The organism is Aeromonas sp. FDAARGOS 1414, from assembly GCF_019047065.1.
In the GTDB taxonomy this organism is placed as follows: Bacteria; Pseudomonadota; Gammaproteobacteria; order Enterobacterales; family Aeromonadaceae; genus Aeromonas; species Aeromonas veronii_A.
This window is the reverse complement of the sequence record NZ_CP077210.1, coordinates 3,873,041-3,887,829: the sequence shown is the minus strand read 5'-3', so window position 1 is coordinate 3,887,829 and position 14,789 is coordinate 3,873,041. Positions and strand designations below refer to the sequence as shown.

Genomic DNA, 14,789 nt, shown 5'->3' with positions numbered 1-14,789 from the left:
TTTGGTGTTAAGCCCTGCTCATCAATTGGTCGATAACTGACCAGATGTATAGCGCCGAGGGCGAACGTATGCGCATCGATCACTACGACCTCCAGGGGGAGGTGCAATACCGGCAACAACAGGCCCAGAGCCGCAAGGTACGCAACCTCGGGCCCGTGCCACCCGCCGTCAATCCACCGGAGGGCAACAACACGGCTGCGGCCGGCGAACGCAGCAGCACTCTGACCCTCACCAGCGCCCTGACGCTGCAAACCGCAAGGCAATCCGCCGCCAGTCAGCAAGCAGCAACACAGCCCTCCCCGCCCGCAGCGGACGTCGGCAAAGAGCAGGATGGCATTCCCGACGATGGGCTGGATAACCGCCAGCGACTGATCAAGCTGATGATTGAGGCGATGCTGGGCCACGAAATCGAGCTGCCCAAGCCGATCAAACCCTCCGAAGAGGGAAGCGATGGAGTGACCCAAGGAGACGCCGCGGCTCAAGCCGCCGAGCCGGATCAACTGGTGGAAGTAACCGACAGCCTGCTGCAAAAGGAGCAGCTCAACGTGGTGGCATCGGCCAGCGTAGCGACTCGGGATGGTCAGACTATTCAGCTCGATCTCGGCTTTGTGCTCGACTGGCGCCAGCTGGAGGTGAGCCAGCGGCGCACCACCCTCAATGCCCTCAAAGATCCGCTGGTGCTCAGTCTGGATGGCAAGATTGCCGATCTGACCGAGGCACGGGTCACTTTCGATATCGATCAGGATGGCAAAGAGGATAGCCTGCCGGGCTTGAGTGAAGGGAGCGGCTTTGTGGCGCTGGATCGCAATGGCAACGGCACCATAGACGATGGGGGCGAGCTGTTTGGTGCACGCTCCGGCAATGGCTTCGGCGAGTTGGCGACCCTGGATGAGGATGGCAACGGGGTGCTGGATGAGGGGGATAGCCAGTTTTCAGCCCTGCAGTTCTGGCATCCGGAACACGCACCTATCGCGCTGGTCGAACTGGGGATCGGCGCCATCCTGCTGCGCCCCCTCGACACCCCCTTCAACCATCTGGGGGAGAGCGGCAATCAGGGGGTGCTGCGCCAATCCGGCCTCTATCTCACCGAACAGGGTAAAGGAGGCTGGGTGCAGCAGATCGATCTGCGGGTCTGAGCCTTTAAACAGAATCAGCAGCCCGGTCGCTGACGAGATCTGCCAGCGACCGGCTCCGGCACTATCAATTCAGCTCGGTGGGGTCGATGTCGAGGCTCCAGCGCACCCTTTTGGTCTCAGGCCAGCCTTCCAGCTCCTTAACCGCCCAATCCAGCAGTTGGGCCAGCGGTGCCCGATTCGGCCCCTGCACCAGCAACTGCATGCGAAACTTGCCCGCCTTGCGCTCCATAAAGCCGCTGATGGGCCCCAGCACCTGAACGTGAGGATAGCGGGCGCTGCGCAGGGTATCGGCGAGGCGGGCGAGGAACAGCTGCACCTCGTCGCGGCCGTTGGCCTCGGCCCTAAACAGCCCCTGATAGCTGAAGGGCGGCAGCCCCAGCAAGCGGCGCTCTTTCAGCGCCGTATCGGCGAAGTGGCCGTAACCGTTCTGGGTCAGATCCTGCAGCAAGGCGTGCTCCGGATGGTGGCTCTGCAGCACTACCAACCCGGGTTTGCTGGCGCGACCGGCGCGGCCCGCCACCTGGGTGTAGAGCTGGGCCAGCTTCTCGGCGGCGCGAAAATCGGCGCTGAACAGGGCTCCATCCACATCCAGCAGACCCACTAGGGTCACATCCGGGAAGTGGTGGCCCTTGGCCAGCATCTGGGTGCCGATCAGGATCTTGTACTTGCCTGCCTTGATGTCGCCGAGATGGGTCTCCAGCTCCCCCTTGCGACGGGTGTTGTCCCGATCGATGCGCACCACCGGATATTGCGGGAAAACCGTGGTAAGCAGCTGTTCCAGCTGCTCGGTGCCCACTCCCGATCCAATCAGCTCGTTGCTGCCACACTCGGGGCAGTGGTGGGGCAAGGGACGCACGCTGTCGCAGTGGTGGCAATGCAGCCGCCGCCCGGCCTGATGCCAGGTGTACCAGGCGTCACAGCGCTCGCAGGCGGCGCTCCAGCCACACTGGTGACAGATCAGAGCCGGGGCATAGCCACGGCGGTTGAGAAACAGCATCACCTGATTGCCCGCCGCCAGATGCTCTGCCATCAGCTGCTCCAGCTGGGGAGAGAGCCCAGCCTGCAGCCGCACGTTCTTGATATCCAGAATCACCTGACGGGCGGTCTGGGCATTGCCGGCACGGCGGGTCAGGGCGAGGTGGTGATACTTGCCGGTGCGGGCGTTGTGCAGCGTCTCCAGCGACGGGGTAGCCGAGCCAAGCAGGATGGGGATACCGGCACGATGAGCCCGCATCACCGCCAGATCCCGCGCGTGGTAGCGAAAACCGTCCTGCTGCTTGAAAGAGCCGTCGTGCTCTTCGTCGATGATGATGATGCCGAGGTTGTGAAACGGGGTGAACACCGCGGAGCGGGTGCCGATCAGGATGGCGGCACCGCCGTCGCGGCAGGCGAGCCAGGCATCGAGCCGCTCCCGATCGTTCATGGCGGAGTTCATCGCTACCACCGGCACGTTGAAGCGGCGCCGGAAGCGGTTGATGGTCTGCGGGGTGAGACCGATCTCCGGCACCATCACCAGCGCCTGCTTGCCCGCCTTGAGCAAGGGCTCGAGGATGCTTAAATACACCTCGGTTTTGCCGGAGCCTGTGATGCCATCCAGCAGAAAGGCACCGAACTTGTCGCTCTGGCTGGTAACGGCAGAGACGGCCAATGCCTGTTCGCCATTGAGGCGCAGCCCCTCCCCCGGCTCAAAGCGGGCAGACCAATCGCCATCGTGGCTCGGCTCCAGCGAACGCTTCTCCAGCAGCCCCTTCTTCTCCAGCGCGGTGAGTGCGGCGCTCTGGATCTCCTCCTGTTTGAGGGCAGAGGGGGTCTGCGGCCCCTTGCGCAGCAAGGCGAGCGCTTGCTGCTGCTTGGCCGCCCGCTTGAGCTCGTTGATGTCGATGGCCATGCCCGCCTCGGTGGCAAACCAGAACTCCAGCTCCCGATAGGCGGCTGGCTCCCCCTTGCGCACCAACACCGGCAGGGCATGGGGCAGCACTTCCCCCAGCGGATGCTGGTAGTAGCTGGCGCTCCAGTTCATCAGCGCCAGAATATCCGGCCCCAGCACCGGAGCCGTGTCCAATACCCGTTTGATGGGCTTGAGCTTGTTGCGGGGCACCTGGCTGTCGGCCGGATGATCCACCACCAGCCCGACCAGGGTCTGGGGACCGAAAGGGATCTCGACCCGGCAACCGGGGGCAGGTAACGGCAGGGGAGAGAGATAGTCGAAGTGACGGCGTAACGGTACCGGGACAGCGACACGAACCAGATCCAGCGTTTGGGAAGAATTCACCAGGGGTTGCCTATTTTTTCTGCGAAGCCACTTGCCTGATCTCAGGCATTTCCTATATTATTCGCAGCCTTTGAAACTGTGTTCAACAATCGTGTGGTGTCCGACAAGAGATCGGATGGCGACACGGCCTATTAATTGAGGTTGTCCATGAAAGCTGGTATCCATCCTGACTACGTAGCCATCACCGCCAAGTGCTCTTGCGGTAACGTCATCAACACTTTCTCTACCATCGGTAAAGATCTGAACTTGGACGTGTGCTCCGAGTGCCACCCGTTCTACACCGGCAAGCAGAAAGAAGTTTCTAGCGGCGGCCGCGTAGACAAGTTCAACAAGCGTTTCGGTGCGATGACCACCAAGAAGTAATTTTACTTCTGAAGAATTCTGAAAAAGGCGCCCAATGGGCGCCTTTTTTACGATCCCTGTTTTTCATCCTTCATGTTCCCGCAGCCAGACGCACTCTCCCCTACTGGCCAAACCCTTTGGAACGACGCAAATAGACATACCCCTCACCCGGGCTACCCCAGCGCGGGCTCCCTGCGTTGTCATAGGCTCGATCCAGCAGTCTGACGCTGTCGGGGCCAATCCAGATATGCTGCACCAGCGTCGTGGCACCACCAAAATCGGTGGAGCAGTGGCCCACCCGGGTGTGACCGGCATATTCGCCGGAGGGGGTACGGGTCAACCAGATCTCGCATCCGTGGCGCAAGGAGAGCTGCTGCGGGGTCAGACTGTCGAGCAGGGCGGAATCATGCCAGGCACCGGCAAAATCGGTGGCACGGGGCATGGTCAGTTCGGCCATCAGGATCCGCCCGTCAGGGGCGGGTGAGAAGCGATAGATGCGCTGGCGGAAAGGACGGACGGAGCGCAGACTCAGGTACTGCTCGGCATAGACCCAGCGATAGCCCTGATAGCCGGGCCAGATCTCCATCAGGCGCAGCTCGGCACTGGTAAAGCGGCTGTCGTAACTGGCCTGCTCCCGGCTCGTAAAGGCCCCGTTGAACCAGCTGAGTAGCGGCTCCATACCGGGCTTGAGTGGGGTATCCTGGGGCGCCGCCCCTGCCAACACCAGGCAGGAACAGAGCAGCCCGAATACGGCCACCAGCAACTTTGCCATCGAATCCTTCCGAATCATCATAGTGGCGGCGATTATATGAGCGAATTTCTCCAATAACAGCCATTACGATCAAATCATTGCCACTCTGGTGCAAAAACCTCATAAGGATGCCAGTCCGCTCACTAAACCCGATATTTTGCCACCGCCTTGTTGAGCAGCTGGGCCTGCTCGTTGAGACCCTCGCTGGATCTCGCATTTTCCTCCGCCATGATGCTCGACTCCTGGGCGATGTCGCGGATGTTGTTGACGTTGCGGTTCACCTCGTTGGCCACCAGACTCTGCTGTTCGATGGCTGCCGCAATCTGGGTGCTCATATCCATGATGTTGGTAACATCCTGAGTGATCTGCCCCAGCAACTCCCCTGCGGTACTGGCCTGATCCGAGCTGCGGTTGCCCTGCTCGCGGCAGGTCGCCATTACCTCGACGATGCTGCCGGTCTGTTTCTGCAGCGAGCTGATGATGCCGGCAATCTCCTGGGTCGATTTCTGGGTACGGATGGCCAGATTGCGCACCTCATCGGCCACTACCGCAAAGCCACGTCCCTGATCCCCTGCCCTGGCTGCTTCAATGGCCGCATTGAGGGCCAGCAGGTTGGTCTGCTCGGCAATGCCGCGGATCACATCGAGCACGGAGCCGATGGTCTCGCTCTCTTTTTGCAGCTGGCTCACCTCGCGGGATGAACTCTCCAGATTGCCCGCCAGCGAGCGGATCTGCTCGACAGTATTCTCGACCGCAGCCCGCCCCTCCATCGCCTTGTTGTTGGTCGCCTGCGCATTGTTTGCCGCCTGCTCGGTGTTGCGGGCGATCTCTTCGATGGTGGAGCCCATCTCGGTGGAAGCGGTCGCCACCATATCGGTCTCTTGCAGCTGACGCGCCGCCCCTTCACTGGTGCGCTTGACGTTGGCAGAAAGGTGATCCGCCGCTTCGGTCAGGGTATGCACGCTCTGCTTCACATCGCCAATCAGGTTGCGAAACCCGCCCAGCATCACGTCGAGATTGCCTGCCAGCTGGGCCATTTCATCTGCCCCGCGCAACTCTATCTTCAGGCGCAGGTCATTATCCTGACGAATGCGGTTGACGGTGTCATTCACCTGAGTAATGGGACGGTCGATGCTGCGCCCCAGCAGCACGCTCATGATGCCGATCAGCACCACAATCACCCCGCCACAGACCAGCATCAGGCTGTTGAGGCGAGCGCTCTGCCTCTCCAGCTCAGCGACAATGTGTTGATCGACGGCGGCAAACCCCTGTTCGGTATGATGCACCAGATCCCGCATCTGGTTGCGCAGCCCCTCATCCTCTTTCAGCCCCAGTACCTGCATCCCCTGCACCAGCGCCACAAAGTCCTGCCGGTACTGCTTGCTGGCCTGCTCCAACCTGCCGCGATCCCCCTCCGGCAAGGTGGCAAGACTATCCTGAAAACTTTTGTGCAAGGTCTCGAAACGCTCCAGATACTGGATATCGGAGCGCAGCATGAAATCTTTCTCCGCCCGCCTCAGCTGCAACATGGTGATGAGCAACCCCTGCTGATCCAGCTGCTTGAGCCCATTCTCCACCTCATGCACCGCCGCCCTCAGCTTGCCATAGAGCCCCTCCTCCGGCCCCAGACCAATCTTCTGCTGCTGGGCCACCAGATCGTTGAAGGCTTTGCCATAGCCGCTGATCTGCTGATCCAGTCTGGTCAGCTCCCCCTCGACAGCCGCCAGATTGTCATCGGTCACCAGCTCCCGGTTGTGCTGGTGAAAGTCTGAGAGCCCCTGATTGAAGCGCTCGACGAAGGTCATATCCTTGCGGATCAGAAAATCCTTCTCGGCCCGCCGCAGGTTGAGCATGGCGATCTCCAGCTGGTCGATATTACGCTGGGCTTCGGTCAGATGACGGTGCACCTGGCTGGAGTAGATAAACAGGCCGCTCAGTACCAGCATGGCAACGGCAACCAGCACGGTATTCAGGATCAACTTATGACGGATAAGCACGATGGACCTCTCGCAAACTGGCAGTGAACTGCATTGAGCTTATGCAGAAAAGCGGCGACAGGTGATCTGTGCAAGGAATATTCATTGAAATGCCACACCCACTCCTTATACTGGTTGCACCTGTTTCCAGCCGTGGATTTGACACTATGGAATACAATACTTCTGAACTGTGCGACATCTATCAGGACATGGTGGATGTGCTTGAACCCATGCTCTGCTCCTTCGGCGGCCGCGCCTCTTTCGGCGGCGTCATCACCACCGTCAAATGCTTCGAATCGAATGGTCTTATCCGTGAACTCGTCAAAGAGAACGGACTGGGACGCGTCTTGCTGATCGATGGCGGTGGCTCCATGCGCCGAGCTCTGATCGACAGCGACATCGCCACAACAGCAGCAGAGAATGATTGGGAAGGGATTGTCTGCTACGGCTGCGTCCGCGAAGTCGATATTCTGGAAGATCTGGATATCGGCATTCAGGCACTGGCAGCCATTCCGGTCGGTGCCGACAGCAAGGATGTAGGGGAGACCGATCTGCCGGTCAACTTCGGTGGCGTGACCTTCCTGCCTGACGACCACCTCTACGCCGATACCACAGGGGTAATCCTCTCCCCCGAGGCACTCGATATCGAGTAAGCCACAGACAGCGTGATGACGGGAGCCTTGGCTCCCGTTTTTTATGCCTGCAACTTGCTGAAAAATGACAAAAAAAGAGGGCCAGATAAACTGGCCCTTAACTGGAAGCAATGTGAGCAATGTCGTGCCTTCACAAGAAGTCCATCACGTTGGAACGAATGAAGTCTTTCCCGGAAAACAAGTTAACAATAATCATTCTCATTTAACTAGGCAAGCGCTATTTGCAGAAAGTGCAAAAAAATTGACCACCGCGAAGGGTGGTCAATCTGGTCAGGCTTGCCGGGTGGCCGTTTGCAGGCTGGATAATCCGGCCTCGCCCACCAGCTTGCGGCTGAGGTAGCGCAGCAAGACACCGTAGAGCGGCACGAACAAACCAAGGCTTATCAGCAACTTGAATACGTAATCGACGGTTGCGATCTCGACCCAGTGCTCTGCCATGAAAGGATCTGTGGTGCGCCAGAAGGCCACACTGAAGAAAGCGATGGTATCAACCAGATTACCGAACAGGGTAGAGGCCGCAGGTGCAATCCACCACTGCTTGAGCAGACGCAGCCGGTTGAACACCACCACATCCATGAACTGCCCTACCAGATAGGCCATAAAGCTGGCCAGCGCGATACGCGCTACGAACAGGTTGAACTCGGCCAGATGACCAACGCCCTGGAAGCTCCCTTCGAAGAAGAGCACGGAGAGCGCATAGGAGACTGCCAGCGCAGGCAGCATCACGGTCTGGATAATCTTGCGTGCCAGACCGGCACCGAAGATCCGCACCGTCAGGTCAGTGGCCAGGAAGATAAACGGGAAGCTGAACGCGCCCCAGGTGGTATGGAAGCCAAACACGGTGATCGGCAGCTGCACCAGATAGTTGCTGCTGGCAATGATCAGGATGTGGAACAACGACAGGCGAACGAGCGCCGTTTGGTACTGCGCAGGGGTCAGATTCATCTTGTGACCTTTTTGGTTAATGGGGTTAGGGAACCCATATCGCCACCATTGGCGATAATCGAGGGGCGAGATTATACGCCCCAAAACCGATAGTTCAATCTTTATGCGATTACGCTTGTCCAGGTTGGCCTGCGACAAAGCAGGCCTTGTGGGCGATAGTCACGCCTTGTGCTGTCTGGCGAGCCAGAGCAGCGCCTCCCGATCCGCCGGGCGCACCGCCTCCAGCCAGCAGCCGCTGTAGTGTTCATACTCCAGCCGAAACTGGCTCTCTTCAAACGCCAGCAACCAGCTATGGCGGTCGGCCCCCGCATCCTGCTCGAGCGGCTGCAGCTCCCACTCTCGCAGCAAGGCCTGCGCCAACAGCGGGAACGTGTCCCAGTCGAGAGCCGGACAATCCAGCGTCACCACGCCAGCTTCGTTATCTACCTGTTTGATTTGCCAACTCATTCCCTGTCTCTCAGCTGCTGCAGGAGAGCTCACCACCGCAATACCATGCCGGAGTCGGGGTGGCGAGATCCTCATATTCGGGTTGTTCATCATAGGGGTGCTGCAAGGCGGCGAACAGCCGCTCGAACGGCTGCATATCCCCTGCGTCGGCGGCGTCTATCACCTGCTGGGCCAGCGCATTGCGCAGCACATACTTGGGGTTGATGGCATCCATCTGCGCCTTGCGCACGGCATCCTCGCTGCCTTCGCGCATCAGCCGCGCCCGATAGCGTTCCAGCCACGCCTGCCAACCCACTGGTTCAGGCAACAGGGCCAGCAGAGATGCAGGCCCCCCCCCCTCTTGCGTCACCTCACCGAGACGGCGAAGGAACAGGTGGTAATCCACTTTGTTAGCCGCCAGCAACCGGAACAGCTCGCGGAACAGAGCCGGGTCATCCTCCTCCCACACCGCCAGCCCGAGTTTGGCCCGCATCAGTTCGGAGTAGTGCAGCATCAGCTGTTGCTCGTACTGGGCCAACGCTGCAGCCAGCGCATCACCGTCTACATGGCCAGCCAGCGCCTGCGCCAGTTTTTGCAGATTCCAGTAACCGACCGCGGGCTGCTGATCCAGCGCGTAGCGGCCCGCAGGGTCCGAGTGGTTGCAGACAAAATCGGGCACGTAGGAATCGATAAAGCCGTAGGGGCCGTAATCCAGCGTCAAGCCGAGCAGCGACATGTTGTCGGTATTCATTACCCCGTGACAGAACCCCGCAGCCTGCCATTTGGCAATCAACCGCGCGGTGCGGCGCACCACTTCGGCAAACAGTTCGGCGCCACTCTCCAGCTCGGGGAAGTGGTGGCGCAGCAGATAGTCGATGAGTGGCGGGATCTTCTCTCCCTGCCCGCTCCAGGCGAAATACTCGATATGGCCGAAGCGCAGATGGCTGGGGGCGGTGCGCAGCACGGTCGCCCCGCTCTCAACCTGCTCGCGATAAACAGGCTCCTGACTGCCCACCAGCACCAGCGCTCGCGTGGTCGGGATGCCGAGAGCATGGAGCGCTTCGGAGGCGAGATACTCACGGATACTGGAGCGCAGCACGGCGCGACCGTCACCAAAACGGGAGAACGGCGTCTTCCCTGCCCCCTTCAGGTGGAGATCCCAGCGCTGGCCATCCGGCGCCAGCTGCTCACCCAACAGCAGCGCGCGACCATCCCCAAGCCGGGGGCTATAACCCCCGAACTGATGGCCCGCATAGACCTGCGCTACCGGCTGCATACCGGGCAGCACTTTTCCCTCGCCACAACAGGCGATCCAGTCAGCCTCGCTGACGCCTCCCAATCCCAGCTCACCCAGCAAAGTCCGGTTGAGATGAAGCAACCGGGGTTGCTGCAGCGGCTGGGGGACCACGGGTTCACAGGCCCAAGGCAGCTCGGTCGCAAAAGTGTTGATCAACTTCATGGTTGTGCCATTCGTCCCTGCGTATGCTCGTGTCACTCTTTATACTGCCGTCAGCCATGCTTGCGCTAACTGGCGACCATCATTTTTCAATTCAAGGAGAAGAAGATGCAAAAATGGGTATATGCCCTGCCCTTGCTGGCACTGGCGTGGGGTCATCAGGCCAAGGCTGCAGATATCGAGGCAGGCAAAGCCAAGGCTGCGGTCTGTGCCGCCTGTCACGGCGTGGAAGGCAAGGCGATGATCCCCAACTATCCCCATCTGGCGGGTCAGAATGCCGCCTATCTGGTGAAACAGTTGAAAGCGTTCAAGGATGGCACTCGCAAAGAGCCCTTGATGGACCCCTTCATGGCGCCGCTGACAGATGCGGATATCGACAATCTGGCGGCCTTCTACGCCAGCCTGAAATAACCTCGCGTCTGACCCCAGGTTCTTTCGAGCCGCGCTTACCGTGGTCGATTAGGCAGCCTAATCGACCCTAACGACGGCAGTAGTCGATGATCAGATCCATAAAGGCTTCACCGAAGCGTTCCAGCTTGCGGTGACCGACGCCGTTGATAGCCAGCATCTCGTCTTCAGTCATCGGCATCAGTTGAGCCATCTCCACCAGGGTCGCATCGTTGAACACCACGTAGGGCGGCACCTCTTCATCCTCGGCAATCTGTTTGCGCAGGCCGCGCAGCTCCTTGAACAACCGCTTGTCGTAGTTGGCGTTATCGAGCAGACCGTTGCGCTTCTCCTTGCGGCTGGAGATAGGCTGCAGGCGGGGCACCGCCAGCTCCAGCTTCACATCACCACGCAGCACAGGGCGGGCCGCTTCGGTCAGCTGCAACACCAGATTGCGAGTGATGTTCTGGGTCAGCAGCCCCTTGTGGATCAGCTGGCGGATCACGCTCATCCAGTATTCATGGCTCTGATCCTTGCCGATGCCGTAGGTCGAGAGCTTGTCGTGGCCGTGATCCTTGATGCGCTGGTTGAGGGAACCGCGCAGCACCTCCACCACATAGCCCACCCCGAAATTCTGCCCCACCCGCCAGACACAGGAGAGCGCCTTCTGGGCATCTTCAGTGCCGTCATAGCTCTTGGGCGGATCGAGACAGATATCGCAGTTGCCGCACGGCTTGTCGTTGTACTCGCCGAAGTAGTTGAGCAGCACCTGACGGCGGCAGGTCTGCGCCTCGGCAAACGCCGCCATCACGTTGAGCTTGTACTGCTCCACCTGCAACTGCTGCGGGTTCTCGATGTTGTCGAGCAGGCGGCGCACCCGACCGATGTCGGCGGGATCGTAGAGCAGCAGCGCCTCGGCGGGGGTGCCATCGCGCCCGGCGCGACCGGTCTCCTGATAGTAGGATTCGATGTTCTTCGGAATGTCGTAGTGCACCACGAAGCGCACATTGGGCTTGTCGATGCCCATACCGAACGCCACCGTCGCCACCACTATCTCGATGTCATCCTTGAGGAAAGCATCCTGGGTCTGCTGGCGCTGCTCGAGCGGCAGCCCCGCATGATAGGGAGCGGCCTTGCAGCCGTGGCGGGATAGCCGCTCGGCCACCTCCTCCACCCGGTTGCGACTGGAGCAGTAGACGATGCCGCAGTTGCCCTTCTGGCTCTGCACGTAGCGCAGCAGCTGCTCGGCCGCCTTGAACTTCTCCACCAGGCTGTAGCGGATATTGGGACGATCGAAGCTGGCGGTGTGAATAAAGGGATCATTGAGTTCCAACCGGTGCAGCATGTCGCTGCGGGTTGCCTCGTCGGCGGTGGCGGTCAGAGCCACCACCGGCACCTGCGGGAACCACTGCTTGAGTCGCCCCAGCGCCGCATACTCAGGCCGGAAATCGTGGCCCCACTGGGAGACGCAGTGCGCCTCGTCGATGGCGAACAGCCCGAGCGGCAGCTCGGCCAGTCGATCCATAAACTCGTGCTGCAACAAGCGCTCGGGGGAGACATAAACCAGCTTGATCTCGCCGCGACGCATGGCGGCAAAGCTCTGGATCATCTCCTCCCGACTGAGGGCCGAGTTGATGTAGACCGCCGCTACGCCGTTGGCGCGCAGGCTGTCGACCTGATCCTTCATCAGCGAAATAAGAGGAGAGACCACCACACCGAGCCCGGGCCGCAGCAGTGCCGGGATCTGATAGCAGAGCGACTTGCCGCCGCCAGTGGGCTTGAGCACCAGCGCATCGCGCCCCGCGACGATCTGCTCGATAATCTCGAGCTGGCCCGGCCGAAACTGCTGATAGCCGAAGACCGCCTGCAGCAGGGCAAGCGGACTCTCTGGCTGAGGATCTGGCAGGGTTTCGGCAATCGCGGTCATGGGCTCTCCTTTGGGGTCGCCATTCTAAAGCAGCCGCCGCCCACAATAAACCTGCCATTGCGACTGTTAAAGAACTGTTGCAGACTGGCTGGAGTTTTTACTCGGCTTTGATGACAAGGATTGGGATCAGAGAATGAAACAGATGCTCAAGAAGATGGCGCTCAGTGGCATTGCCAACCTGTTTGCCGAGAAGATGCCGTTCAACAAGCTGATCGGCATGCAGGTGACCCACTACGACTTCGACAAGGTGGAACTGCGCATCAAGATGGACGACAAGCTGATCGGCAACCCCTTCCACAACATCCTGCACGGCGGTGTCACCGCCACGCTGCTGGATGTGGCGGGCGGCATGATCGTCGCCGCCTCCTGCATCGACGAGCTGGAGGAGTTCTCCCCCAGCTATCTCAAGGAGCGCTTCGCTCGCCTCGGCACCATAGATCTGCGGGTGGACTACCTGCGCCCGGGGCGCGGCAACGAGTTTATCGCCACCGCCCACATCATCCGGGCGGGCAGCAAGGTGGCCGTCGCCCGGATGGAGCTGCACAACGAAGAGGGCACCCACATCGCCTTCGGCACTGGTACCTATCTGGTGGGTTGAACCAAGTTAGTGCATAAAAACCACGCGGCTAATCCACTTTTAATCATTAGATTCCTTACCCCCTCTGGCCGAACAAGGTCCATACTGATAGTCGGGATTGTGTGCAGAGGGAGGATTGCAGGCGATGAGTGCGAAACTGGCCATCAAACCATCCAGAGCCTTGTTGACACAGCTCGAGTCCATGCTCGACGAGGTGCAGACACCCGAGTGTCGCCACTGGTTGGAACAGGAGCTTGAGGGGTATTCTCTCTCCTCACCCCTGCCTTGGTATCGCATCGTTCCCTGTCGGCAACGCGGTCACTTTCTGGATCTGAAAACGGGAAAATATTTGACCTGTCATATCAACAGTCAAACGCTATGCCAACGCGATCTGGCCCAAATTCAGTTCATTTATGCCCGTGAACCCGCCGCCCACTATTTGCTGCAACGCAATTCCGGTATTGAACCCTGGCCAGAACAGCTGCTGGAAGATTATCAGGAGCAGTTGATCCCCGGCCATCTCTGTCTGCAAGCTTGGCATGAGCCCGTGATTTCATTACGCGCACAACTGATGGAGGGAATAGAACATTTCATTAGTGAGTACCCCAAGCACGCGGCCTTGCTGCCTCAACACAGTTTCAAGGCTTTGCGGCATCAGCACTGGCATATCTGAGTAAGCGCCTGGCGCGCAAGGAGGGCACCATAGACAAGACCCATAGCGAGATTGCCACAATCTAGAGTGCCGGAGTCAGGATCAGACTCCACCGATGGGCCACCGAGCGGTGGCCCTTTTAATGTCCGTGGTCTTACTTCGACTCTGCATACAGCAGGTCAGATCACTTGGCTAGGTAACAGGTCAGCAGCTAAAGAAAATTAGGAAAACAGGGTCAGCAGCTAAAGAAAATTAGGAAAACAGGAAGGATAAATGCAAAAAGGCCGCTCTATTGAGCGGCCTTTTCAAATTTGGTCGGTGTGAGAGGATTCGAACCTCCGACCCCTTCGTCCCGAACGAAGTGCGCTACCAAGCTGCGCTACACACCGATGTCTGCGGGACGGGAATTTACCGAAAGCCCCGATCCGACACAAGCCTTTTTTGCATTTAAATAGAAAAAAAGGGCCATTTGCTCAACTATTCAACATCCTTAGCCCTCGTTTACCGAAATGCAGCCAGATGGTGACATTCCGCTAACTCTGCCTCAGGGTAAGCGCAAAGACTCCGGTCCCAGCAGACGGCGCTGCCAGTCAGCCACAGTGCCATGCTCCAGCCAGTCGGCTGCATGCTGGCGCCAGTTGGGGGAGAGGGCCAGATTCTCCAGCAACATCAGCAGATCCGCTTCATTGCGCACCTGATTGAACAGGATATCCGCCGTGCGCTTCACCGTCAGTTCGGGATAGGGTCTGTCTACCAGCTCCATGGCCGACTCCGGCGACACAATCCCCTCCTCCAGAACCCGCAGCAGCCAGCCACAACGGCCATTCAGTTGCATCACCTGCGACATCTGGCCATAGCCAAAGCGCTGGTTGAGCTTGAAACAGGGGGATCTCGGCTGGCTGATCTGGATCAGCGCCTCACCGAGCCGATAGACATCGCCGATGCAGGCTTGCGCCTCGGTCAGCCCGAGACCGGAGAGGTTCTCGCCAAAGGCGGCAGGTTGCCAGGCTGTACGTGGCGCAGGCAAGCCCAGCGCGGTTTGCCAGGTCTGCCACCAGAGATAGTGATCGGCCGGATAGTAGTGGAGCGCCCGATCCGGGCCACCGTGGTGGCGCGTGTCACACTGCTCATCCCCTTCCAGACCGGCAAAGGTACAGCGAACTGGTGCAGAGATCGGTTGCTTGTGAATGGCGCTGGTGAGGCCGGGCACCAGCTCGGTGCCACGACCACTGAAAAAGGAGATCCGCATACTCATCCTCCGGATTGACGAGAGTAGGCGGATCTTATCA

General features: G+C 59.6%; 14 protein-coding genes and 1 tRNA gene. 6 read left to right on the top strand and 9 right to left on the bottom strand.

Going from position 1 to position 14,789, the window contains the following annotated elements; genetic code table 11:
* The first annotated feature begins 44 nt into the window (after positions 1–44).
* Positions 45–1,136 (top strand): hypothetical protein, encoded by a 1,092-nt coding sequence (locus tag I6L44_RS17590; protein WP_216952661.1) that lies wholly within the window; start codon positions 45–47, stop codon positions 1,134–1,136.
* Positions 1,137–1,200: 64 nt separating this feature from the next.
* On the opposite strand, the gene priA is transcribed toward I6L44_RS17590, so the two are convergent.
* Positions 1,201–3,408, bottom strand: a complete 2,208-nt coding sequence (gene priA, locus I6L44_RS17585) for a primosomal protein N' (protein WP_216952660.1) — start codon at positions 3,406–3,408, stop codon at positions 1,201–1,203.
* Positions 3,409–3,555: 147 nt separating this feature from the next.
* On the opposite strand from priA, the gene rpmE reads away from it, so the two are divergent.
* Entirely contained in the window at positions 3,556–3,771 is a 216-nt protein-coding gene (rpmE, locus tag I6L44_RS17580; RefSeq protein ID WP_005340673.1) for a 50S ribosomal protein L31, read from the top strand.
* Positions 3,772–3,871: 100 nt separating this feature from the next.
* Here rpmE and I6L44_RS17575 read toward each other — a convergent pair whose 3' ends face one another.
* Together I6L44_RS17575 and I6L44_RS17570 are read right to left on the bottom strand one after the other, a co-directional pair.
* The gene (locus I6L44_RS17575) at positions 3,872–4,522 is read right to left on the bottom strand and encodes a chromophore lyase CpcT/CpeT (RefSeq protein ID WP_216952659.1); all 651 of its coding nucleotides are present in this window, start codon (positions 4,520–4,522) and stop codon (positions 3,872–3,874) included.
* 122 nt (positions 4,523–4,644) lie between these two features.
* On the bottom strand, positions 4,645–6,498 hold the full coding sequence (locus I6L44_RS17570; RefSeq protein WP_216952658.1) for a methyl-accepting chemotaxis protein: 1,854 nt from the start codon (positions 6,496–6,498) through the stop codon (positions 4,645–4,647).
* Positions 6,499–6,644: 146 nt separating this feature from the next.
* Here I6L44_RS17570 and rraA point away from each other — a divergent pair, with 146 nt between their 5' ends.
* Positions 6,645–7,130, top strand: a complete 486-nt coding sequence (rraA, locus tag I6L44_RS17565; protein ID WP_005340678.1) for a ribonuclease E activity regulator RraA — start codon at positions 6,645–6,647, stop codon at positions 7,128–7,130.
* Between the two features lie 270 nt (positions 7,131–7,400).
* Here rraA and I6L44_RS17560 read toward each other — a convergent pair whose 3' ends face one another.
* The 3 genes from I6L44_RS17560 to I6L44_RS17550 form a co-directional block, all read right to left on the bottom strand.
* Positions 7,401–8,075 (bottom strand): 7-cyano-7-deazaguanine/7-aminomethyl-7-deazaguanine transporter, encoded by a 675-nt coding sequence (locus tag I6L44_RS17560; RefSeq protein ID WP_005340680.1) that lies wholly within the window; start codon positions 8,073–8,075, stop codon positions 7,401–7,403.
* Between the two features lie 159 nt (positions 8,076–8,234).
* Complete coding sequence (locus I6L44_RS17555) at positions 8,235–8,522, bottom strand: DUF3630 family protein (protein ID WP_216952657.1); 288 nt, start codon at positions 8,520–8,522, stop codon at positions 8,235–8,237.
* Between the two features lie 10 nt (positions 8,523–8,532).
* Entirely contained in the window at positions 8,533–9,960 is a 1,428-nt protein-coding gene (locus tag I6L44_RS17550) for a YdiU family protein (RefSeq protein ID WP_216952656.1), read from the bottom strand.
* A 105-nt stretch (positions 9,961–10,065) separates the two neighbouring features.
* Between I6L44_RS17550 and I6L44_RS17545 the strand changes: the two genes are divergently transcribed.
* Entirely contained in the window at positions 10,066–10,368 is a 303-nt protein-coding gene (locus I6L44_RS17545; protein ID WP_005340687.1) for a cytochrome c, read from the top strand.
* 67 nt (positions 10,369–10,435) lie between these two features.
* Here I6L44_RS17545 and recQ read toward each other — a convergent pair whose 3' ends face one another.
* Positions 10,436–12,271, bottom strand: a complete 1,836-nt coding sequence (gene recQ, locus I6L44_RS17540; protein WP_216952655.1) for an ATP-dependent DNA helicase RecQ — start codon at positions 12,269–12,271, stop codon at positions 10,436–10,438.
* A 133-nt stretch (positions 12,272–12,404) separates the two neighbouring features.
* Here recQ and I6L44_RS17535 point away from each other — a divergent pair, with 133 nt between their 5' ends.
* Together I6L44_RS17535 and I6L44_RS17530 are read left to right on the top strand one after the other, a co-directional pair.
* The gene (locus tag I6L44_RS17535) at positions 12,405–12,869 is read left to right on the top strand and encodes a thioesterase family protein (RefSeq protein WP_042054246.1); all 465 of its coding nucleotides are present in this window, start codon (positions 12,405–12,407) and stop codon (positions 12,867–12,869) included.
* Positions 12,870–12,993: 124 nt separating this feature from the next.
* Complete coding sequence (locus tag I6L44_RS17530; protein ID WP_005356927.1) at positions 12,994–13,521, top strand: hypothetical protein; 528 nt, start codon at positions 12,994–12,996, stop codon at positions 13,519–13,521.
* 291 nt (positions 13,522–13,812) lie between these two features.
* On the opposite strand, the gene I6L44_RS17525 is transcribed toward I6L44_RS17530, so the two are convergent.
* Together I6L44_RS17525 and I6L44_RS17520 are read right to left on the bottom strand one after the other, a co-directional pair.
* Positions 13,813–13,889 (bottom strand) — tRNA-Pro (locus tag I6L44_RS17525).
* Between the two features lie 155 nt (positions 13,890–14,044).
* Positions 14,045–14,749, bottom strand: a complete 705-nt coding sequence (locus I6L44_RS17520) for an MOSC domain-containing protein (protein WP_216952654.1) — start codon at positions 14,747–14,749, stop codon at positions 14,045–14,047.
* Positions 14,750–14,789: the final 40 nt, after the last annotated feature.

Bases quoted from the DNA above. Each gene is read 5' to 3' on its own strand.
- I6L44_RS17590 (WP_216952661.1), top strand. From the start codon at position 45: ATGTATAGCGCCGAGGGCGAACGTATGCGCATCGATCACTACGACCTC.
- rpmE (WP_005340673.1), top strand. From the start codon at position 3,556: ATGAAAGCTGGTATCCATCCTGACTACGTAGCCATCACCGCCAAGTGC.
- I6L44_RS17575 (WP_216952659.1), bottom strand. From the start codon at position 4,522: ATGGCAAAGTTGCTGGTGGCCGTATTCGGGCTGCTCTGTTCCTGCCTG.
- rraA (WP_005340678.1), top strand. From the start codon at position 6,645: ATGGAATACAATACTTCTGAACTGTGCGACATCTATCAGGACATGGTG.
- I6L44_RS17560 (WP_005340680.1), bottom strand. From the start codon at position 8,075: ATGAATCTGACCCCTGCGCAGTACCAAACGGCGCTCGTTCGCCTGTCG.
- I6L44_RS17555 (WP_216952657.1), bottom strand. From the start codon at position 8,522: ATGAGTTGGCAAATCAAACAGGTAGATAACGAAGCTGGCGTGGTGACG.
- I6L44_RS17550 (WP_216952656.1), bottom strand. From the start codon at position 9,960: ATGAAGTTGATCAACACTTTTGCGACCGAGCTGCCTTGGGCCTGTGAA.
- I6L44_RS17545 (WP_005340687.1), top strand. From the start codon at position 10,066: ATGCAAAAATGGGTATATGCCCTGCCCTTGCTGGCACTGGCGTGGGGT.
- recQ (WP_216952655.1), bottom strand. From the start codon at position 12,271: ATGACCGCGATTGCCGAAACCCTGCCAGATCCTCAGCCAGAGAGTCCG.
- I6L44_RS17535 (WP_042054246.1), top strand. From the start codon at position 12,405: ATGAAACAGATGCTCAAGAAGATGGCGCTCAGTGGCATTGCCAACCTG.
- I6L44_RS17530 (WP_005356927.1), top strand. From the start codon at position 12,994: ATGAGTGCGAAACTGGCCATCAAACCATCCAGAGCCTTGTTGACACAG.
- I6L44_RS17520 (WP_216952654.1), bottom strand. From the start codon at position 14,749: ATGCGGATCTCCTTTTTCAGTGGTCGTGGCACCGAGCTGGTGCCCGGC.